The following is a 20,489-nucleotide window of genomic DNA, read 5'->3' on the forward strand; positions in this document are numbered from 1 at the left end:
AATGAAAATTTTAATACTGTCGGGCAGCGCTCGGCCAAAATCACACACAGTTGCTCTTGCCAAGGCAGTAGCTAATGAAATTAAGAAACAGGATGGTGAAGTTGAACTAATAGACTTAGCTGAACTCGATTTGCCGCCTGCCAACCCCGAGTTTCACAAGGATCCATTGAAGAATCCTGATCCAAAAGTTGTTGAGCTAGCCAAAAAAGCCAACGAGGCCGATGGCTTTATGCTTTTGAGCCCCGTCTACCACAATTCTTATTCGGGTAAGCTTAAAAACGCCTTAGACAACTTAGCAATTGCACAATTTGCCGGTAAACCCATGGCTTTTGGCGCCCAGGGCGGCAACCGCACAACCCAGCCGATAGATCAGCTAAGGATAGTGGCCCGAGGCTTAAATGCAATCGGTCTTCCTTCGCAAGTCTGTGCGACCGAGGAAGATTTTGAAGAAACCGATAACGGCTTTGAGCTTACTAACAAAAAAATCAAGGAACGTGTAGAGGGAGTAGCTAAAAGGCTTGTAGAAACCACAGAACTGTTTAAGGGCTACAATTAGTGAGACCAACGTCTATAGACCACATAGCAATCTATGTAAGTGATCTAGGTAAAGCTAAGAAGTTTTTTCAAGACCTTGGGCTAGAAGTTGATGGCACGTATGGCGATGAGGTTTTCTTTCGAATTGGCAAACAAAAACTTGCTATATTTAAAGGCAACAACACCGACCAGACGGTCAATCACATTGCGATTAGTGTGGGGGATTTCGAAGAAACTATAGCTCATTTAAACAAGTTAGGGTATAAGGTCTACGACTCTGATATGGTAGATGGTCCCGATGGGATTCACATACAAATTGTAAAGAGATGACATTCGCTTATTGTTCGTATAAATGGATTGTAGTATACTAAAAAAAGTAAACAGGAAGTTATCGTTCGAGACTTGCCGAGAACTACCTTGCCATAGTTCTCGCTTTGCTCGAACAATAGATGCTTATGGCCAAGCCAACCAGTCAATTTGTATGCCAAAATTGCGGCGCCACTTACTCTAAGTGGAGTGGCAAGTGCATGCAGTGCGGTGCGTGGGATAGTTTAGTCGAAGAGGCTATAGCTATGCCAATAGGGGGTAGCAAAACTAGTGCCAAGCCAATTAAGCCAACAAAGCTCAGTGCTGTCGGCAGTCAAAAACAAGCTCGCTTTAGCACCGACCTAAGTGAGGTCGATACGGTTTTGGGTGGCGGCATTGTGCCGGGAAGTTTAATCTTGCTAGCTGGCGACCCAGGTATTGGCAAAAGTACATTGGTGCTACAAGTAGCGGCACATCTGAGTAAAAACAAGTCGGTACTCTATGTGAGCGGCGAGGAGTCGGCCGGCCAAATTAAAATGCGAGCTGATCGCATAAAAGGCATTAAGCCTAACTTTGACTTTGTAAGCAGTACCGATCTCGACTCGGTATTGGCTAGCGTGCAAGCTAGCGATTATGACTTGGTAGTCTTGGATTCCATACAGACCATGAACACTGGCCTGAGCGCTTCGGCAGCTGGTACTGTTAGCCAAATCACCAATGCCGCGGCTGCCATAATGAATGTTGGCAAAAGTACCAATACGAGCTTTGTAATCATTGGCCACGTAACCAAAGAGGGCAACTTGGCCGGACCACGCCTGCTCGAGCATTTAGTGGACACAGTACTGTATCTTGAGGGTGAAAAATACGGAGCCTTCAAAGTACTCAAGTCGGTAAAGAACCGGTTTGGTAGTACTAATGAGGTTGGAATACTGGAGATGACAGACTCGGGTCTAAAAGCCGTAGGTAACCCAAGCCAGCACCTACTGCAAGAGCGTTCACAGGCACCTGGTAGTGCCATATTCGCTACCATGGAGGGCAGCCGACCCCTACTTGTTGAGGTGCAGGCCTTGGTGAGCCCAAGCGTGTTTGGCTACCCCAAACGCTCGGCTGTAGGCATTGATTTAAATAGGCTAAGTTTGTTAGCGGCAGTAGCAACTAAGCGTGGCGGCATCAACTTGAGCACGAGCGACATTTATGTTAACATCGTAGGCGGTCTACGGATTACCGAGCCCGCAATTGATCTGGCAATTATTTTGAGCATTGCTTCGGCAAGTAAAAATGTCATTATAGATTCTAAAACTGTGGTATTTGGCGAAGTGGGTTTAAGCGGCGAAGTCCGTTCTGTCCACATGGCCGACCGTAGGATATCTGAGGCCAAAAAACTTGGCTTTAGCCAGGCCATTGTGCCGCCGCAGATCAGGTCTGTCGGAGCACACAGCGCCAAATCGATCGTCGAGGCGATCAAGCTTATCTCTAAAAAATAACAGAAAGGACTGTCTCCCTGTGATTATATTTATTGCTGTAGCTTTAGCGGTACTCTTGTTTGCTTACCTGGCAGTTAAACTGTTGCAGCTTAAGCCACAAAAACTTGTACTAGTGATAATTGGCTTTGTAACCGGCTCATTAGTGGGCGCGCTATTTTCGGTGCCGCTATCGCGCCTGCCCGATCCTTACGGTAATGTCTTGCCAATAACTGTTACAGCTCTCTCGGCGCTCACTTTTGTGTTTGTGTTCTACTCCCAACACAACAACCTAAGTCAGCTCTTGCCAAAGTTTGGCAAAAAGCAGTCACCAACCGAGGGCGATCAAACAAAAGCCAAAAGCCAAATATTGGTAGACACCAGTGCAATCATTGATGGTCGAATTGCCGACATCACCAAAACTGGCTTTGTACCTGGTAAGCTTTTGGTGCCGCGATTTGTGCTGGCCGAACTGCAAAATATTGCCGACAGCGAGGATTCCATGCGCCGCAGTCGCGGCCGCCGCGGCCTAGAGATGCTTAACATGATGCGGCAAAACCCGAGCGTAGAACTTGATATTGTTGAAGAAGACCCCAAAGATGTTAAGGAGGTTGATCACAAGCTGGTGCACTTGGCTCGGCGCTATGGCACGGACATTTTAACAACCGACTACAATCTTAATAGAGTTGCAACCATCGAATCTGTAAAAGTTTTGAATATTAATGAGCTAGCTAATTCTATCCGCCCCGTGGTCTTGCCGGGCGAAGAAATGCTGGTTAAAGTAGTTCAGCCGGGCAAAGAGAAGAATCAGGGCGTTGGCTACCTACCAGATGGCACCATGATAGTTGTGGAAAACGGCGATAAACTAATAGGCAAAGAGGTTAAGACAGAGGTCACTAGGATATTTCAGACTGTTGCTGGCAAGATGATATTTGCAACCCCCATGAGCGCCAAAAGCCAAGTCAAAAACGGTCAGTCTGGGCAAGCGCCAAAACCGCCAAAGGCTAGCTCCAAAAATCGACCAACAAACAGCCATAAATAATAGCCCAAAAACGGTATAATAAGCTTATGTGGTATTCACATAAGCTACATACTCATAGGTTGCAATCAAGTCCAAAGGCCGCCCGGCGACACATACTCATAAGTTTTGTGTTTATAGCCACAATCTTAATTATTCTATTTATATTGGCTCAGACAGGGTCAATTAATTGGCCGCAGTTTTTGTATTTCTTTGTCTCGAGTGCAATTAATGTGGCTATTGCCTATGTTATTGCGGCCATACTCGCATTGGCATTGGCTTTGGGCATAACTCGTAGCAAGATTTTAGAATCACTTTTTTTACCGATTCTAGATGTTGCCCAAAGCTTTCCGACCTTTGCGCTTATACCGGTGTTACTAGTACTATTTGGTAGGACACGCTGGGTGGTGATAACGTTTTTGGTTGTCACCATAATCTGGCCGATTGTATTTACACTTATAACCGCCATTAAGACTGAACGCCAAGACCTGGCCGATGCCGCTACTATTTACGGAGCCAAGGGCGTAAGCAGGTTTTTGCACTTTCGCTTGCCAGAGATTTTCCCTAGCTTTATTACAGGGTCGATTATTGGCTGGGGGGAGGCCTGGGAAGCATTAATTGGGGCTGAGATTATTGTCCAAATTGCTGGGATTGGGCACTATTTGAATGGTCTGGGCGCAAGCGGGAACGTGCTGACGTTGACATTGGCAATAACTATGTATCTGTTCTTGATATTCATATTCAACCAGGTGATTTGGCTACCACTACTCAACTATAGTTCGAGGTATCAAAATGACTGACCAAATTTTGATAGAGAACATAAGCAAAACATTTACCCAGAACGGCGTAAATAACAAGATTTTGCACAACATAAACCTAAAGGTTCATCCGGGTGAATTTGTTTGTATAGTTGGTGCCTCAGGAGCCGGTAAGTCTACCCTGTTAAAGGTGCTGACGGGTTTAGAAAAGCCGTCGAGTGGAACGATTTTGGGCATGCCCAAGGCTGTTGGCTTTGTATTCCAAAACTTTGCCTTGTTCCCATGGCTCGATGTGGCCAGCAACATTGGCTTTGGCTTAAAAATGCAAGGCCAAAAACCGCAAGTAATTGCCAATATTGCCCATCGCCAGATTGATCGCATGGGCTTGGGTGGTTTTGCTAATGCCCACCCCAAAGAGCTATCGGGTGGCATGAGGCAGCGGGTTGGCATTGCCAGGGCACTGGCGGTGAGCCCCGAAGTTTTGGTGCTCGACGAACCATTTAGTAGCCTCGATGAAATTACGGCTAAAGCTTTACGCCAAGATCTTTTGCAGATATGGCGGGTCGAAAAACCAGCCAAAACAATAATCATGGTAACCCATTTAATAGAAGAGGCCGTGGAGCTGGCCGACACAATTGTGGTAATGGATCATGACCCTGGGCGGATTAAGAAAATAATTTCTAATAACTTAAACAGGCCACGCAACTTACGCAGCTCAGAGGCCTATAGAATTATTGATAATGTAACTAATCTTATTTAACTTTTAGGAATTGTTTGGCCATCAACCCGAGCCTCGGCGGGCCAACTGGGGTTGGTGTATGATCCAGGCCAGCTTACGGAGTTAGTACCGCTCTTGGGATTTCCAGCTGCTGAGCCGCCATTAACAAACAAAAAGGCATTTGTTATTGTCCCGCCGCCTAGCTTGGCCAAGGTGCACGACGGTATGGAGCAACTTAGTTTAAAACCCAATGAGTCACCAGTCGAAGTAACCGAAACCGTGTTGCTGCTAGTGCTATATAGCGCGCTGTCTTCGACAACCGCACTGTAGCTATGGTTGCCAGCTGGCGGGGTATCGGTAATGCTGGTGGTAGTGCTGCCACTAAGTCCTTGAGCGCTCAAGACAGCTCCATCTCGATAGTAGGTTATCTTAGTGGTTGGGTAGCGGCCGCTAGTAACACCAGCAGTAATGGTGAAGGTGGAGCCGGTTGACGGGCTAACCGAAAGTGAAACTTGTGGTTTGGCGTCACCACAATCATGCACATTGTCGTTTTCGGTAGGAATAGCGCCACCACTGTCATACCCCAATGACCGAGCCAGGGCTTGGACTGGTGGGTTCCATCTGTTAAAGGCTGGATCGTTTGGAGATACCTCGGCTGTTATGAGGGCACCCGAGATTTGTCTTTTGGCAGATTCTGGCGTGCAAGATGTAGCCAATTTGCCCGAGATTGTATCGATAGTAGCGCTTTGGGTGTTGTCGGCCTTTGGTATGTTATACCAACTCGGGAAGACATCGGTTCGAGTTTTCTTAGTGGCAGCCGTTGGTGCCTTACCGGTGTTAGCATCGATTGTAATGTCTTTTATGCCGGTAGGCCGGCTGGCGGTTAGCTGTTCAACTGGGTCATTCTTGGTGACAGCCTGCATGTATTGTCGCCAGATAGGTGCCGACACAATACTGGCAGCTTGAGTCATGGGGGAGTTGTTGTTGTTGCCAGCCCAGACGCCTGTTACTACTTTGGGAGTGTAGCCCATGGTCCAGGCGTCACGAAAGTCTTCGGTGGTGCCGGTTTTGGCGGCCACTGGCCGGCCGGGTAGTGTTAGGGGGTTGTTGCATTGGAAAGCGCCTAGACTACAACGAGCCGAATTATCACTCAAAATACTGTTGATCATATAGGCTATTTGGGGGTCAAGCACTTGCTTGGGCTTGTTGCTATCTGGCTTGGTATTATCCTCCAAAACTTTGCCGCTGGAGTTGGTAACTTTTAAGGCATAAACTTGATTGCGATGTTGCCCGCCCTGAGGGAAGGTGCTGAAGGCGCTAACCATGTCAACCAGACGAACTTCGCCCGAGCCAAGAGCCAAACTCAAGCCGTAATCGCTGGCACTCCGGTTGAAAGTGTTTATACCCATGTCTCTGGCCGTACCAATCATTTCGTTTATACCACCAAGGTACAAGGCCTTTACGGCATCGATATTCAGAGAGCTGGCCAGAGCTTGCCGGACAGAGACTACTCCATAGGTATTGCCCGTATAGTTTCTGGGCGAATAGCCGCCGCCAAAGTCGGTTTTAACATCGTACAGAGTAGTACCGGCGCCATAGCTTTTCTTAAGTAAATTTGAATATACGATCGGTTTAATGCTCGAACCCGGCTGGCGCAGAGCCGTAGCAACATTGAATGAGCCAAAGTCTTGATTGTTATAATCGTAACTACCGACCATAGTTAAAACTTGGCCGTTACTTGGATCTTCCGAAACCAGCGCGGCATTACTACCACCAAAACCACGTACCCCTTTCATGTTATCAGTAATGGCTTGTTCAGATAATTTTTGCTTCTCAAGATCAAGCGTGGTGATTACCTTAAGGCCACCCTCGTTGACTTGTTTTACGCCATATTTAGTCTCGAGTTGCTCACGCACATACTGAACAAAATGGGGAGCAGTTACATTGGCATATGGATTGTACGGTTTAACTTGAGCCAATACATCGATTTGTTTGGCTTGCTCGGCTTGTTCGGGAGTGACATATTTTTGCTGAACCATCAGATCTAGAACGCGATTCTTTTTGGCAATCAGTTCGTCGGTGTTGTTGCCGCGCGGCGAATAATAAGATGGTGCTTGGGGTAGGCTGGCCAGCAGGGCGCACTGTGATAAGCTAAGATCTTTGGCCTCGATACCAAAGTATTGCTTTGAGGCCGCCTGAATTCCGTAAGCTGTCGAACCGTAAGGAATTTCATTGAGATATAGCTTAAGAATATCGTCCTTTTTGTATATTTGTTCTATTTCAATTGCCAGAATCAGCTCTTTGATCTTGCGGGCGTAGCTTCGCTCGCCGGTTAAGAGAGCATTTTTAACGTATTGCTGGGTTATGGTGCTGCCGCCACCTTTGCTGGGGTCGCGAAAAATAATACCGGAAAACGCCCGTACGATACCAAGTGGGCTAAACGCACCTTGTTTGTAGAAGTTCTTATCTTCTAGTGAGACTGTAGCGTCCTTAATACACTGGGGCATTTGGTTAAATTCAATTATGCTGCGATCCTTGTTGCCGTATATTTCAACTAGCAGTTGTTGGCCGGTGCGGTCGTATAGCTTGGTGGTTTGGGCGCCGGTTATGGAGTTGATCTTGTTGGGGCTAGGCAGATCTTTGGCAAACCAGGCAAATATGCCAGCTATCAATAGAAAGAAAGAAAGCGCGGCAATGCCGTAGATTTTGAGAGCCTTTTTACTCGAAGCAACAGCCCACATGTGCTTGGGGTTAAGCTTGGCCCAACCCTTGGCCTTGGGCACCGTGTTAGCCCGTACTTTGCGCACACTTCGTGTCACGGCAGTGTTAGTGCCACCACTACCATCTTTACCGCGAGGTATGCGCACCACGCGGCGGTTGCCGTTTAATCTGGTTTTCCGCTTAGCCATAAGAGTATTTGTTGAGAGTAATTATAGTATAAAAACGCTATATTTGCTACAATGTGACTCATGAGCAGACCTGATATCGATGATCTTTTAAGCCGAAACGTCGAAGAAATCATAGGCCGCGAAGAGCTCGAAAAAAAGCTCAAAAGTGGCAAGAAACTTCGTATTAAACTTGGTTTTGATCCAACTGGTTCGAGATTACACATTGGCCGGGGAGTAACTCTTTGGAAGCTACGCCAATTTCAGGATCTTGGCCACAAAATCACCTTTGTAATCGGTGATTTTACCGCTCAAATAGGCGATAGCTCCGACAAAGACGCTGAACGCCAGATGTTAACGCTCGAAGAGGTTAAGAAAAACTTCAAAGACTACCACGATCAGCTGTCTAAAATACTAGATATGAAAAAGGTCGAGCTGTTTCATAATGGTAGCTGGTTTAACCCCATGCATCTCGACAAGTTCTTTAAGTTAGCTAGCTTATTTACAATCCAACAGATGACTGAGCGCGACAACTTTGCCAAGCGCATAGAAGCCGGCAAACCAGTTGGGTTGCACGAAACCCTATACCCACTCTTTCAGGGCTATGATTCGGTCGAGATGAAAACAGATCTGGAAGTGGGCGGTTCGGATCAGCTGTTTAACATGCTCGCTGGGCGTACTGTTCAAAAGGCTCACGGCATGGAACCACAGGCTGTTATGACATTTTCTCTACTGGAAGGTACGGATGGGCGCAAGATGAGCACAAGTTGGGGCAACTGTATTTACATTACCGACGAACCGCTCGAGATGTACGGCAAAGTTATGACCATCCGCGATGAGCTGATTCCGGCTTACTTTAAGGCCGCTACAGATATGACACTAGATCAAATTGAACAGATCGAGAAAGATCTAGCCAATGGCGACAACCCGCGCGATACCAAGGCCAGCTTAGCTCGACACATTGTAGCTCGCTACCACGGCGAGGAGGCAGCTGTTAAGGCCGAAGAAGCCTGGAGCAAACAATTTCGTGAGGGCAAGCTGCCAGATGACATTCCTACTTTTAGCTTAAAGAAGAAAACAGAGCTAGTTAACCTAATCCACGAAGTTTTCGGTGTGTCCCTATCCGAAGCCAAGCGACTTGTCGGGCAGGGCGGGGTTAAATTTGGTGGTAAAAAGATGGCCGACCCTAGCTTTGAAGTTAATAAAGCCGGAATACTGCAAGTCGGCAAACGCCGCTACGCCGAGATAGTTAAGAAAAACTAGCTGTCATATTTATTTAGGAAGTCGATCAATTCTTCTTTTTCCCACCATCCGAATTCGTCTGGAATAGAATTCTTGGTAAAAGACACCACTTCGGTGATTTTGTTACCGTTGTTGCCCGGTACCGGCATCTCCTCTAGTTCAACAAAAGTGTAGGGGGTCCAGGCCCACTGATTAGTATCCTTGTAGACCTCCATTTCCAAGTGGGCAACTTTGAACTCTTTAACACTGACGCCCGATTGTTCAAGAACCACACGATGAATATAAGTTTCCAGATCTTCACCCCATCTGGGCAGATTGTGAATAAAATATAACAGGCCATCTGAATTATTTTGAGCTTTTTGTGGGACTTCGTGACCTGGAATCGCATATGGACGACGTAATGCGATGTACTTTCCTTGATATTTAGGAATGTTCTCAATGGAAATGTGCGTACCACCACTGACTTCTTTTGGGACGGGCGGTCCAAAGTTTGCCTCCTTATTGCTCCAGATGTACTCGAAATCACTCACTGGTCAAATTATACCAGAGATGCCAGCCTGGTATGAGATAATATGTGCATGAAGCTAACTGATTCGGTTAAAACATTAACTGGTGTGGGGCCAGTGGTGGAGAGGGGTTTGCAAAAGCTTGGTCTAGAAACTATAGGCGACCTTTTGAATTATTTTCCACGTAAGTGGGAAGATTACAGCAAGATTACTAAAATTCGCAGCATTCGACCGGGCAATGTGGCCTTGCTTGCACATGTTGAGACAATCCACGCTCGGCGCTCATTTCGCAACCGCCGCCTAGCCATTACCGAGGCTATATTGAGCGATGGCACTGGCACTATTAAGGCCACTTGGTTTAATCAGCCCTACCTAGCCCAAACCCTCAAGCCCGACGAGGAGTATCTGTTTGCTGGGGTATTTGAGTTTAAGAATAGCTTTTTGAGCTTGCAGAACCCAACATTCGAAAAAATTGAGGGCAAGCAGGCAGGTGGGCGAATATTTTCGGTTTATCCCGAGAACAAAGTCATAACCTCTAAGATCATTCGCAAACTTGTGGCTCAATGTATAGATCTGAGCAGTAGTTTGAGCGACTATTTGCCGGTTGAAATCGAAAAAGATCACAAACTCACCAATTATGCCGAGGCCATTCGCAATCTTCACCAACCAGAATCAACGCAACAACTCGAAGAAGCCAAACGTCGACTAGCCTTTGGCGAGCTGTTTAGCTTAATATTAACCAGCTTAGTGCTAAAACGTCAGATTAAAACCGAGGTTTCGCCCAAAGTTTCGTTTAAACTCGAGTACGTTGAAAAGATTCTGGGCCAGCTAGATTTTAAGCTAACCGATGCTCAGCGCAAAGTGGCTTGGCAGATATTTCAAGACCTAGAGGGTGAGCATCCCATGAATCGCATGCTCGAGGGCGACGTGGGCAGTGGTAAAACCCTGGTGGCGCTATTGGCCGCGGCTCAGGCAATTAAGGCCGGCTATCAGGTTGCCTTAATGGTGCCAACTGAGATTTTGGCTCGCCAACACGCCAAGACAGCCGAAAAGTTGCTGAATCCACTGGGTATCAAAACAGAACTATTAATCTCGGCCCTAAAAACCGCCGAAAAGAAACTGATTCACGATCAGCTAGCTAGTGGCGACATTGGTTTAGTTATAGGTACTCACGCGCTACTGGGCGAAAAGGTAGAGTTTAAAAACCTGGGCTTAATTGTGATCGATGAACAGCACCGATTTGGTGTAAACCAGCGTCGGGCCATAAAAACCAAGGCTAAGACCATGCCGCATGTACTAACCATGACGGCCACACCCATACCGCGTAGCCTGGCCCTAGTTGTTTATGGTGATCTGGATATTTCGGTGATCGACGAACTGCCGCCGGGTCGCAAGCCGGTTAAAACACAGGTTGTGTTTGATAGTGTTAGAGGCGAAGTCTATAAACACATTGAAGGGCGGATTGCAGCCGGCGAGCAGGTATTTGTAGTCTGCCCATTGATTGATGAAAGCGATGTTGGCGGTAGACGCAGCGTGACAGCTGAGGCAGACCGATTAAACAAAATCATATTCTCGCATCGTAGGCTAGCGATTCTTCATGGCAAGATGAAGCCCGATGAGAAAGAGAGTATTATGACCGATTTTCGCAACGGCAAATATGATATTCTAATATCTACCACGGTGGTCGAGGTCGGCGTGGACATTCCAAATGCCTCAGTAATTATTATCGAAAACGCCGATCGGTTTGGTTTGGCGGCGCTGCACCAGCTGCGGGGTCGAGTTGGTCGTTCGGGCCAGCAAGCTTATTGTTATCTATTTACCGACTCAGACAGCCCAACCACTGTAAAGCGATTGGGCGCACTCGAGCGCAGTAATGATGGATTTAGAATTGCTCAGATTGATCTGGAACTACGAGGGCCAGGCGAGATATATGGTGCTCGCCAGCACGGCCAGCTGGACCTCCGCCTGACCGACGTTACCGATGCCAAGCTCATCGCCGAGGTGCACGCGGTAGCTCAAGCTTTTTTAGATCAGGATAAAATGGTAAAATACCCCTATATTATGAAGAGAGTGGACGAGCTAAAAGCTCTAACAACGTTGGAATAATGAATTCAGGCTTACTAACATTTGCAACCAAGGGCAAGGCCTTTAAAACCTTCGGCACCCATCAAAAGTTCGACCGAGAAGCTCATCGACTAGCTTCGGCCTATATTGGAACTGGATTTCCGACTCGAAAACAAATTTTAAACTTCGAGGGCATGGGCGGACCCGATGGGCTTAAGTTTAAAGGCAAGTACACCGCTGATCATTTGTGGGATCCCATCAATGAGATCGGCTTCTTGCCCATCTGGATAGACGTGCACTACAAAAACCTTGTAACCGCCCTAAAACTAGGCGATACCCAAAAAGCTGCTTTTGAGGCTGGCTACATGGCGCACTATCTTACCGACAGCCTTACGCCGGCTCACCACTTGAGTTTTAAGTTGATTATGGCGGGCTACGAAGATTCTGGAAGATGGCGCAAAAAGTGGCTAGCTTGGGGCGGGCGCAAAGGCCCTATGCGCTCTCATGTGGCTTTCGAAACCGGTGTGAGTTCGGCAGTTTCGTTTGGATCCATACATGCTAATTTTGATCCTCAACTATTCAAGAACATCCAGAAGAACGGCTTGCCGGCCGTGGTTAAACAAGAATCGCGATCGATTGCGGAGCTAGATTTATACCAGAAATTCTTGCGCTCGGGCTGGACAGTCAGCCTGGCCAAAGCCGTGAAAGCCGTGGTAGTTAAGCGCATTCCGCAGCTGATTGCTGCCGCCTGGGTGGCGGCGTATGCAGAGGCTGGTCACGAACTTAAGACTAAGCCATAACCAACTGCATTCTCTCCGACACTCGAGAATCAGAAAGCAAAGCTATATGAACACTTCTGCTCGAGCACGAGTGCCGTCTCTGTCGCAGAACAGAAAGATAAATACAGCCTTGTGATTCTAAATTTGAGCCTATGTTGGAAGCTTTGGCAACTTTTCGCTACAAAGAAGTCCAGCGCGGACAGCGCAAAACTGTTTCGGCAGTTTAGCCGACTATCTTTTGAAAGACCAAAAGATAGCAAAAGTCTTTGGCCTGTGCTTACGATCGAACAGCACTCGGCTGCCTACAACTTCCTGTTGCTGCGCGGTTTGCTAGCCAGCGAATTCTCGCAACAAGAGCGTTGTTGGCTAGCCTCACTTGCTGATCGCAGCAACGGCCTGAGAAGAATCGAATGTCGGAGAGAGACTAAGCCATAACTGAGATCGATTTAATCTCGGCCGTTCGTTCCATAATATCGATTGGGTATTTACCACTAAAGCAGGCGGTACACAGCATGTCCTCACTTACGCCAATAGCATCGATCATGCCTTCGTAGCTAAGAAAGCTTAAACTATCTGCCCCTACTAGTTGGGCAATCTCGGCTGGAGTTTTGTGCGACGATATCAACTTGCTTTGGTCGGGTGTGTCTATACCATAAAAATCCGGATAAATAATCGGTGGGCAACTTATGCGCACGTGGATTTTGCCAACATTGCAGCTACGCAACATCCCAATTAGCTGTCTTAGGGTTGTGCCGCGCACTATTGAATCGTCAACCAGAACCACATCTTTACCCTCAAGCGTACTGCGCAACGGATTAACCTTCATCCTTACGGCTTGCTCACGCAACTCTTGTGTTGGGTGAATAAAAGTGCGGTGCACATAGCGATTTTTTATTAAGCCGTGATCAAAGTCGATGCCACTTGCTCGAGCAAACCCGAGCCCGGCCGGAACAGCCGAGTCGGGCACAGGTACCACCACGTCGGCTTTGGCCGGAGACTCCTCGGCTAACTTCTCGCCCAATCGACGGCGCACTTCGTTAACAGTTTGTCCGAGCAAACGGCTATCGGGTCTGGCAAAATAAATAAACTCAAACACTTCGAGCTTGGGATCTGGCTTTTCGATTTGGTAGCTTGTTAGGCCGCGGCCAGTGATTTTTACCAACTCTCCCGGCAAGACATCGCGCATAAACTCCGCGCCTATAAGATCGAAGGCACAGGTCTCCGAGGCTATGGCATAGCCAGAACCCAGCCGGCCAACGCTGAGCGGGCGAATACCGCGACTGTCGCGAAAAGCGTATATGCCGTCATGATCCATCAGCACACAGCTGAAAGCTCCGGTAAATAAGGGCCAAGCTTTTTTGATCGCGGTGGCAGCACTGCTGCCATGGTACATATAGTAGCGAATGGCATCGGCCATCATCTCGCTATCGTTGCTGCCGCGCTTGTAGATCTTCTTAAGCTTTAGGAACTTCATTAGCTTGGTAGTGCTGGGTAGATTACCATTGTGAGCCAGGGCTATTAGGTCGTCACCGCGCAAAACTGGCTGTATGTGGCCATCTTGCTTACTACCAGAAGTGGCATAGCGATTATGCCCAATCGCCATATGACCGTTAAGTCTACTCAAATGAGCCTCCGAAAAAACCTGCGACACCAATCCGCCAGCGCCATGGGCAAAAAACTCGTCGCTGTTGCTACTAACAATCCCGGCCGCTTCTTGACCACGATGTTGCAGGGCTGATAAGCTAAAGTACACCAAACGTGCGGCCGTTTCGTTGTTTGTAAAAACGGCACTTACTCCGCACTTTTCTTGGAGCCGGTCGCCCGTATAGCCCTCCATAGTTAAATTAATTGTACACCTAGGTAGTTATGCTTACAATTGTTTCTGGCAAATATAAAGGACGAAAACTTAGTTTTCCGCCCCAAACTATTACTCGAGCAGTTTCAGAAAAAGTCCGAGCGGCTATTTTTAATAGCTTAGCTGACCGAATTGAGGGGGCGAAGGTACTAGATCTTTATGCCGGTAGCGGAGCGTTGGGGCTTGAATCGTTAAGTCGTGGGGCTAGCAGCGTAACCTTTGTAGACAAAAGTCGAGAGGCCGCTTTGGTGATAAAAAAGAATGTCACGACCCTTGAATCCAACGAGGTATCCATTTTGACGGAATCTGTCGAAAAGTTTGTCGAGACAGGGCAAAAGTTTGATATTATCTTTTTTGATCCGCCTTATGCCGAGCTTAACTTTGATCTGGTAAAGCAGGCCCTAAATCTGTTACAATTAGACGGCATATTGGTACTAAGTTGTTCGAGTAAAACCAAAATTGATGATTCTCAGTTTAATGTTGTGCAGCAAAAGATTTATGGCGACACCCGAATAGCTTACTTATCACCAAACTAATCAAAACACGCCGCGGTGGTGGAATTGGCAGACACGCTAGCCTTAGGAGCTAGTGAGGTAACACTCGTGAGAGTTCGAGTCTCTCCCGCGGCACCAAGCATTTATTGAGGAGGCAACTATAGAGGCCAAAAAGATCGGTGTCGGCTTTGGGGTAATGGTCTTGAATGACGGCAAGATTCTGTTAGGCAAACGTCACGATGACCCAGCCAAAGCATCGAGCCTGCTAAACGGTGCCGGAACCTGGACTATGCCGGGCGGCAAGCTACATTTTGGCGAAAGTTTCGAGGATGGTGCCAAGCGCGAAACTCTAGAAGAAACAGGCATTAGCTTAAAAGAAGTTGAAGTTATAAGCATTAATAATGATTGTGTGGAAGGAGCCCACTTCGTAACAGTTGGGCTTTTTTCGACCAAATTTACTGGCGAGCCTAAGGTTATGGAGCCAGATGAAATTACTGCGTGGCGGTGGTTTGATCTGAACGATCTGCCCAAACCAATTTATTTCCCTAGTCAGAAAATTCTAGATAGCTATACAAACAAAAGATTCTACACAGCTTAGCTGTAAGAATTTTTATTACAAGAAATTATTTTTATCTATATAATTGCTGCACTATCCACACCTTAACAGAGAGGCTAGAAGCCATGAGATTCTGGTATCGAAAGACAGCGCGGGTGATCTTTACCGGAGTCAGCCACGCACAGAAGTCTGAGCCGTTTCCGTTCTTGGAGCTGGATCTAGACGGCATTGAGGGAGATAGTTATTACGGTCAAACCTGTCGCTTGGGTGCTGCCGGCAGCGGCCCAATTGCCCGCTACTTTGGCTACTCCAATAAGGATAGGTGCGAGAATGACCGCCAGTTCTCGGCAGTCTCGCTTGCCGAGATCGAGCGTTTGATAAGCGAGCTTGGACTTATAGCGGAGCGCAAGGGTGAGCCATCGCTTACGCTCAAGAAGGGTGTTGCCCAATGCATGGCGGTGAACTTGGTGATCGATGGCATTGACTATTTCGATAAGTTGCCACCTGGGTCGGTCATGGTTTTCGAGAATCCCCTTGGTGAAGACACCTTTCAGCGAGGCACTATGCTCGAAGTTGGCAGCCATAGCTCACCGTGCCTTGTGCCGCACAGCAACATCGTAGAAATGATGCGGGCCGAGGTGGATCCGTTTTGGGGACCCAAAGAGCGCTTTGGTAAATATGCCACCGCCTGGCAGGGAACCTTCGGTAGGGTGAAGCTGGGTGGCGACATATTCCCCAACCGCGGGGTTGAGGTGTGGGTGCCTGGGCACATCAAGATGGAGGAGTTCGCTCTGCAAGACGGCTTTGAGTCGATCGAGCTCCCAGCGCACTAGCCCCCGAGGGGGTCGCGGAACCCCTTCGGGGGTTTCGTGTTGCTTATGGTTTAATGTTTTTATAAATTATTAGATAATTGTCGCTGACCGAAGCGAATCTGAACAAGTGAATAGGAAAGAAGGTGGTCACAGTGACCGCAACGAAAAACGAACGCGGGCTTACCGACGAAGAGATGGAAGTCTTCGGTGAGCTCAAGCGAAGGATCAGGGCTTCCGCCGAGGCCTACTTGGCTTCACCGAACATCAAGAAGCTTGCCGAGTGCGCGCCGGTGATCCTCGAGGTCCTGCAAGAGGAAGATGACCCCGTGCTGGTTCTGAAGGCCCTCACAGAGCTCTACTACGAGGAGATCTACTGGGCGTTCAAGCAGTTCCCTATGTACGAACTGGTCGTCGACGGCAAGTCCAGGTGGTTCACGCTGGGCAAGGCTGGCCCCGTGTATGACAACGGCCACATTCAGGTGCGTTTCGGCACCGAGGTCATCCTCAACAACCATGGGGAAACCAGAGCGATGACCGATGCCGACAAGAAGGCGATCTCAGATGCAGCCGATGAATACAGCGCTAGCAAGTAGATCTTGACCCACAAGCTAAAAAGGAGTAGAATCTCTCGGTACTGGGCCTTCCAAGCTCAAGCACCAGTGGCTGTAGCTCAGAGGTTAGAGCAGGTGCCTCCAAAGCACCGCGCGGGGGTTCGAATCCCTCCAGTCACGCGTAAAATGCATAAAAATATATATCCTCGGGCCATAATGCCAAGGCCCCTGCCGGTTAGTAAGGCGCAAGCGAGCACTCGCAGTTCAAGAGTGCTTTTGCCAAATGTGCCACCAAACGGTAAGCCCGAGGCTCCTGGGGTAAAATAAAAAGTAAAAATGCTTCGTGGTGGACGGTTTCCGAGCCCGTTCCACCGCACCCGGTCGGGCAAGCTCAGTATTGGTAGAGCGTCAGCTTATCACGCTGAAGGTTCGCCGGTTCGATTCCGGCCCCGACCACGCACCACTCGTAATAGGAAAGGACTAGCGCCAAGTACTGTCCGGAAAGCTACTTGGCCTGTCTCCGACTGAAGCGAGTGTGAACCATGGGTGCCGCCTTCCCTTGTGCGGGGTTAGTGGCGAGCTTCGGCTCAACTCTGGTTCAAACGCACCGAGGCTTCGCTCCGGTGTGCCAAAGGGCGTCCCTGCGGGGGCGCCCTTTCGAATTTTAGGCTAGAAATAATTTAACCAATCTGTTATACTTTCACAGTTATGAAGCATTCTATTAGCAAAAAATCCAGCACCGGCATCACTCTAAGCATAAGTGTCGACGAACAATTTATTAGCCCTTATAAACAAGCTGTGCTCAAACGGCTCAAAAAAGATCTAAAAGTTGATGGCTTTCGACCCGGCCAAGCGCCCGATCATATAGCCATTCGCCAGATTGGCGATGACCGCGTCCAGGCCGAGGTGATTGAAGAAGTAATTACGCATGCCTACACCCGCGCGGTACGCGAACAAAAGCTCGATACCATTGCCTCCCCCAAAATCAGTCTCAAAAAATTTGTGCCTTATAGTGAAATAGAATTTGAGGCCGAGGTGGCAACCATGCCCGAGATTAAATTCGACCACACTAAGCTGCGAGTTAAGCCAAAAGAAGTCAAAGCCGAGACTAAAGAGGTTGAGGAGACATTAGCCGGCATGCAAAAACAAATGGCCGAACGCAAGCCCAGCGAGGGCCCGGCCAAAGATGGTGATGAGCTAAAAATCGATTTTGAAGGCAAACGTGGTGGCAAGCCGGTTGAAGGTGCGGCCGCCAAAGATGCCGCAATTACAATTGGCGATAAGCAGTTTATACCAGGGTTCGAAGAGAACTTAGCCGGGCTTAAAAAGGGTGACAAGAAGACCTTTGATGTCACATTCCCCAAAGACTATCACGCCACAGAGTTAGCTGGCCAAAAGGTTGAATTCAGTGTGCAAGTGCACGAAATACACAACATGATCAAACCCGAGATCAACGATGATTTTGCAACCCATGTAGGCAAGTTCAAGAACTTAAAAGAGCTTAAGGCTGACATAGAAAAAACCATCAAGGCTCAAAAAGAGGCTCAAAATGCGCAGGAGTATGAGAATAAGGTGGTTGATGAGTTAATAGACAAAACCAAGTTCGATGTGCCGGAATTCTTGCTCGAAGACAATGAGCACCGCTTGCAGCATGAGGTCGAGGACAACCTAAAGAACAGCGGCATGGATCTTAAAAAATGGCTGGAAATTCAGAATAAGACCGAAGACGATTTTAAAAAAGAACTTCGCACCGAGGCCGAACGCCGGGTTAAATTGGGCATTCTTATGCGTTACATTATAGAAAAAGAAGACATTAAAGTTAGCGATGCCGAGATCGATGCCGAAATGGAACGACTGCGCAGCCAATATAGCGACCCCAAAATGCAAGAGGAGCTAACTCATGGGCATTTTCGCGATGACTTGCGAAACCACATGATGACCCAAAAAGCTGTTGCCAAGCTTGTGGGCTACGCCAAACAGTAGCTTGCTTCATTGATCGACATTTGAGCTAGAAAATTGTAAAGTATATAGTTGAAGCTTTTAGATGGGGAGAAAGGAAGTCACTTATGAGTGATAGTATTCGAAGTCAAATATTAGTACCGACCGTGATCGAAAAAACCAATGCTGGCGAACGAGCTTACGACATATATTCACGTTTACTTAAGGAGCGCATAATTTTTCTGGGTACCGAGGTAGACGACACCGTGGCCAACCTAATAATTGCCCAGATGCTGTTCTTGGAGAGTGAAGACTCCACAGCCGACATTAAACTATATATCAATTCCCCGGGTGGCAGTGTAACTGCGGGGCTAGCTATATTTGACACCATGGATCATGTAAAGTGTGATGTAAGCACCATTGTGGTCGGCATGGCCGCCAGCATGGGTGCATTTTTGGCGGCCGTGGGTAAAAAGGGCAAGCGCTATGCCCTACCCAACTCTCGAATTATGATTCACCAACCATCAGGTGGTTTCCAAGGTACAGCGTCGGACATCGAAATTACCGCCAATGAGATTGTAAAAATTCGCCACCGCTTAAACGAAATCTTAGCCAAAAAAACCGGCCAAGATCTTAAGAAAATTGAAATTGATAGTGATCGTGATTTTTGGCTAAGTGCCGGCGAAGCCAAGGAATATGGGCTGGTAGATTCAGTCGTAAGCGACAAGAAATCACAAAACTAAGTAAGCCAAAAAAGTGTATAGAAGCCTACTCAAAAACAAACAGTTCGCTAAGATTTGGTCGGCTCAAGTCATGTCTGGCTTGGCCGCCAATCTTTTAAATTTTGCCCTTGTTATACGGGTATTCGATCTAACTCGCGGTACCAAGGTGGCCAACATTGCTGTTAGTTTGTTAATCATGAGCTTTGCAGTGCCATCCATAATATTTGCGGTTTTTGCTGGTGCTTATGTCGACCACCTAGATAGACGCAAAGTGCTCTATATTACCAACTTTGTTCGAGCGGCTCTGGTGCTGTTCTTTTTGTTCTTTGAAAGTAATTTGTTGGTGGTATATGGACTGGTGTTTGTTATATCGATTTTTACACAGTTCTTTGTGCCGGCCGAAGCGGCAGCTTTGCCCAAGCTGGTAAAACGCCAGGAATTGCTCAGTGCCAATTCGTTATTTTTGTTCTCGTTTTATGGCAGTTTTGTAGTTGGCTATGCTCTGGCCGGCCCCATAGTTGCGCAGTTTGGACCGACGTCGGTTTACATAATTACCGGTGGTGCTTTCTTGTTGGCTGGAATTTTGACCATTACTTTGCCCAGCCTTAAACCAGAGGCCGCCATAGTTAAGTGGAAAGAAATTAACCAGCAGGTGTTTGGTGTTGTGCGAGCCAGCACCAGAGAGATATTTTCGACCCCGCGGCTGGTTTTTCCAATATTTCATCTTACAGTTGGTCAGGCGCTGTTGGGCGTGGTGGCCGTGCTGACGCCAGGGCTTGCCTTGCTGCTGTTTGGCAAAAGCTTGGCTCAGGCTAGCATTCCATTGATTGTGCCGGCTGCTATCACCATGGTGCTAGGTGCAATTGCTATCGGGCAGTTCGGCAAGCATGTGCGCAAGACCACGCTTATAAACTATGGCTTGGCGCTGGCCGTGATAGGTCTGGTGGGCATGAGCCTAGCTAAATATTTCCAGGGTCTAGGCCACTTTACGCTTATAATAATTGGTATCTCAGCAGTCTTAGGGCTGGCAAACGCACTGGTGACAGTCTCGGCTCAAACTTTGTTACAAATGAACTCGACTGACGAAACAAGGGGCAAAATCTTTGGCACGCTCAACATGATGGTGAATGTTGCCGCCCTGGTGCCGGTCCTCTTGGCCGGCGTTACGGCCGATCTTATATCGCCGTTTTCGGTGCTTCTAATAATTGCCGGCCTATTGTTTGTGTATGGCTTGGTACAGTTCAGCTTTTACCACCGGCTTAATTTGAGAACGGTCGAGTAGATTTTAAAC

The 20,489-nt window shown here is 47.8% G+C and carries 19 protein-coding genes and 3 tRNA genes; 19 read left to right on the forward strand and 3 right to left on the reverse strand.

Annotated features, from left to right (window positions below):
* Position 1: 1 nt before the first annotated feature.
* The 6 genes from HYX70_02930 (at position 2) to HYX70_02955 (ending at position 4,836) form a co-directional block, all read left to right on the forward strand.
* Entirely contained in the window at positions 2-556 is a 555-nt protein-coding gene (locus HYX70_02930; GenBank protein ID MBI2798230.1) for an NAD(P)H-dependent oxidoreductase, read from the forward strand.
* On the forward strand, positions 556-864 hold the full coding sequence (locus HYX70_02935) for a VOC family protein (GenBank protein ID MBI2798231.1): 309 nt from the start codon (positions 556-558) through the stop codon (positions 862-864). The genes HYX70_02930 and HYX70_02935 overlap by 1 nt, the downstream gene beginning before the upstream one ends.
* Before the next feature lie 125 nt (positions 865-989).
* Positions 990-2,324, forward strand: coding sequence for a DNA repair protein RadA (gene radA, locus HYX70_02940; protein MBI2798232.1), 1,335 nt, complete (start codon positions 990-992; stop codon positions 2,322-2,324).
* The gene (locus HYX70_02945; GenBank protein ID MBI2798233.1) at positions 2,209-3,342 is read left to right on the forward strand and encodes a TRAM domain-containing protein; all 1,134 of its coding nucleotides are present in this window, start codon (positions 2,209-2,211) and stop codon (positions 3,340-3,342) included. Before radA ends, HYX70_02945 begins: the two co-directional genes overlap by 116 nt.
* Before the next feature lie 59 nt (positions 3,343-3,401).
* Positions 3,402-4,118 (forward strand): ABC transporter permease subunit, encoded by a 717-nt coding sequence (locus tag HYX70_02950; GenBank protein ID MBI2798234.1) that lies wholly within the window; start codon positions 3,402-3,404, stop codon positions 4,116-4,118.
* Complete coding sequence (locus HYX70_02955) at positions 4,111-4,836, forward strand: ABC transporter ATP-binding protein (GenBank protein ID MBI2798235.1); 726 nt, start codon at positions 4,111-4,113, stop codon at positions 4,834-4,836. Before HYX70_02950 ends, HYX70_02955 begins: the two co-directional genes overlap by 8 nt.
* Here the strand turns inward: HYX70_02955 and HYX70_02960 are convergent.
* A complete protein-coding gene (locus HYX70_02960) occupies positions 4,833-7,703 on the reverse strand; it encodes a transglycosylase domain-containing protein (GenBank protein MBI2798236.1) in 2,871 nt (956 codons plus the stop codon). The two genes, HYX70_02955 and HYX70_02960, sit on opposite strands and share 4 nt — an antisense overlap.
* A gap of 60 nt (positions 7,704-7,763) precedes the next feature.
* On the opposite strand from HYX70_02960, the gene HYX70_02965 reads away from it, so the two are divergent.
* On the forward strand, positions 7,764-8,942 hold the full coding sequence (locus tag HYX70_02965; protein ID MBI2798237.1) for a tyrosine--tRNA ligase: 1,179 nt from the start codon (positions 7,764-7,766) through the stop codon (positions 8,940-8,942).
* On the opposite strand, the gene HYX70_02970 is transcribed toward HYX70_02965, so the two are convergent.
* The gene (locus tag HYX70_02970) at positions 8,939-9,451 is read right to left on the reverse strand and encodes a hypothetical protein (protein ID MBI2798238.1); all 513 of its coding nucleotides are present in this window, start codon (positions 9,449-9,451) and stop codon (positions 8,939-8,941) included. The two genes, HYX70_02965 and HYX70_02970, sit on opposite strands and share 4 nt — an antisense overlap.
* A 48-nt stretch (positions 9,452-9,499) precedes the next feature.
* Between HYX70_02970 and recG the strand changes: the two genes are divergently transcribed.
* Together recG and HYX70_02980 are read left to right on the forward strand one after the other, a co-directional pair.
* Positions 9,500-11,533: an ATP-dependent DNA helicase RecG gene (recG, locus tag HYX70_02975; GenBank protein ID MBI2798239.1), complete on the forward strand. Its 2,034-nt coding sequence runs from the start codon at positions 9,500-9,502 to the stop codon at positions 11,531-11,533.
* On the forward strand, positions 11,533-12,291 hold the full coding sequence (locus HYX70_02980) for a hypothetical protein (protein ID MBI2798240.1): 759 nt from the start codon (positions 11,533-11,535) through the stop codon (positions 12,289-12,291). The genes recG and HYX70_02980 overlap by 1 nt, the downstream gene beginning before the upstream one ends.
* Positions 12,292-12,694: 403 nt before the next feature.
* Here HYX70_02980 and HYX70_02985 read toward each other — a convergent pair whose 3' ends face one another.
* Complete coding sequence (locus HYX70_02985; protein ID MBI2798241.1) at positions 12,695-14,107, reverse strand: amidophosphoribosyltransferase; 1,413 nt, start codon at positions 14,105-14,107, stop codon at positions 12,695-12,697.
* 29 nt (positions 14,108-14,136) lie between these two features.
* Between HYX70_02985 and rsmD the strand changes: the two genes are divergently transcribed.
* The 10 genes from rsmD (at position 14,137) to HYX70_03035 (ending at position 20,480) form a co-directional block, all read left to right on the forward strand.
* Entirely contained in the window at positions 14,137-14,661 is a 525-nt protein-coding gene (rsmD, locus tag HYX70_02990) for a 16S rRNA (guanine(966)-N(2))-methyltransferase RsmD (protein ID MBI2798242.1), read from the forward strand.
* Between the two features lie 9 nt (positions 14,662-14,670).
* Positions 14,671-14,757: transfer RNA gene (locus HYX70_02995), tRNA-Leu, on the forward strand.
* 58 nt (positions 14,758-14,815) lie between these two features.
* Positions 14,816-15,217 (forward strand): NUDIX domain-containing protein, encoded by a 402-nt coding sequence (locus HYX70_03000; GenBank protein MBI2798243.1) that lies wholly within the window; start codon positions 14,816-14,818, stop codon positions 15,215-15,217.
* 83 nt (positions 15,218-15,300) lie between these two features.
* Positions 15,301-16,008: a hypothetical protein gene (locus HYX70_03005; GenBank protein ID MBI2798244.1), complete on the forward strand. Its 708-nt coding sequence runs from the start codon at positions 15,301-15,303 to the stop codon at positions 16,006-16,008.
* A gap of 131 nt (positions 16,009-16,139) precedes the next feature.
* Positions 16,140-16,580, forward strand: coding sequence for a hypothetical protein (locus HYX70_03010; GenBank protein ID MBI2798245.1), 441 nt, complete (start codon positions 16,140-16,142; stop codon positions 16,578-16,580).
* 66 nt (positions 16,581-16,646) lie between these two features.
* Positions 16,647-16,718, forward strand: a tRNA-Trp gene (locus HYX70_03015).
* A gap of 199 nt (positions 16,719-16,917) precedes the next feature.
* Positions 16,918-16,994: transfer RNA gene (locus HYX70_03020), tRNA-Asp, on the forward strand.
* Positions 16,995-17,246: 252 nt separating this feature from the next.
* Positions 17,247-18,521 (forward strand): trigger factor, encoded by a 1,275-nt coding sequence (gene tig / locus HYX70_03025; protein ID MBI2798246.1) that lies wholly within the window; start codon positions 17,247-17,249, stop codon positions 18,519-18,521.
* Positions 18,522-18,604: 83 nt separating this feature from the next.
* Entirely contained in the window at positions 18,605-19,219 is a 615-nt protein-coding gene (gene clpP, locus HYX70_03030; GenBank protein ID MBI2798247.1) for an ATP-dependent Clp endopeptidase proteolytic subunit ClpP, read from the forward strand.
* 13 nt (positions 19,220-19,232) lie between these two features.
* Positions 19,233-20,480: an MFS transporter gene (locus HYX70_03035; GenBank protein MBI2798248.1), complete on the forward strand. Its 1,248-nt coding sequence runs from the start codon at positions 19,233-19,235 to the stop codon at positions 20,478-20,480.
* The last annotated feature ends 9 nt before the right edge of the window (positions 20,481-20,489 follow it).

It is taken from the genome of Candidatus Saccharibacteria bacterium, from assembly GCA_016191105.1.
Lineage (GTDB): Bacteria > Patescibacteriota > Saccharimonadia > CAILAD01 > BJGX01 > JACPPH01.

What these genes read in the sequence shown, in the direction of transcription:
- HYX70_03000 (MBI2798243.1), top strand. Translation starts at nt 14,816, where the DNA reads ATGGTCTTGAATGACGGCAAGATTCTGTTAGGCAAACGTCACGATGAC.
- radA (MBI2798232.1), top strand. Translation starts at nt 990, where the DNA reads ATGGCCAAGCCAACCAGTCAATTTGTATGCCAAAATTGCGGCGCCACT.
- HYX70_02960 (MBI2798236.1), bottom strand. Translation starts at nt 7,703, where the DNA reads ATGGCTAAGCGGAAAACCAGATTAAACGGCAACCGCCGCGTGGTGCGC.
- HYX70_02930 (MBI2798230.1), top strand. Translation starts at nt 2, where the DNA reads ATGAAAATTTTAATACTGTCGGGCAGCGCTCGGCCAAAATCACACACA.
- HYX70_02980 (MBI2798240.1), top strand. Translation starts at nt 11,533, where the DNA reads ATGAATTCAGGCTTACTAACATTTGCAACCAAGGGCAAGGCCTTTAAA.
- HYX70_03005 (MBI2798244.1), top strand. Translation starts at nt 15,301, where the DNA reads ATGAGATTCTGGTATCGAAAGACAGCGCGGGTGATCTTTACCGGAGTC.
- HYX70_02985 (MBI2798241.1), bottom strand. Translation starts at nt 14,107, where the DNA reads ATGGAGGGCTATACGGGCGACCGGCTCCAAGAAAAGTGCGGAGTAAGT.
- HYX70_02965 (MBI2798237.1), top strand. Translation starts at nt 7,764, where the DNA reads ATGAGCAGACCTGATATCGATGATCTTTTAAGCCGAAACGTCGAAGAA.
- recG (MBI2798239.1), top strand. Translation starts at nt 9,500, where the DNA reads ATGAAGCTAACTGATTCGGTTAAAACATTAACTGGTGTGGGGCCAGTG.
- HYX70_02955 (MBI2798235.1), top strand. Translation starts at nt 4,111, where the DNA reads ATGACTGACCAAATTTTGATAGAGAACATAAGCAAAACATTTACCCAG.
- tig (MBI2798246.1), top strand. Translation starts at nt 17,247, where the DNA reads ATGAAGCATTCTATTAGCAAAAAATCCAGCACCGGCATCACTCTAAGC.
- rsmD (MBI2798242.1), top strand. Translation starts at nt 14,137, where the DNA reads ATGCTTACAATTGTTTCTGGCAAATATAAAGGACGAAAACTTAGTTTT.
- clpP (MBI2798247.1), top strand. Translation starts at nt 18,605, where the DNA reads ATGAGTGATAGTATTCGAAGTCAAATATTAGTACCGACCGTGATCGAA.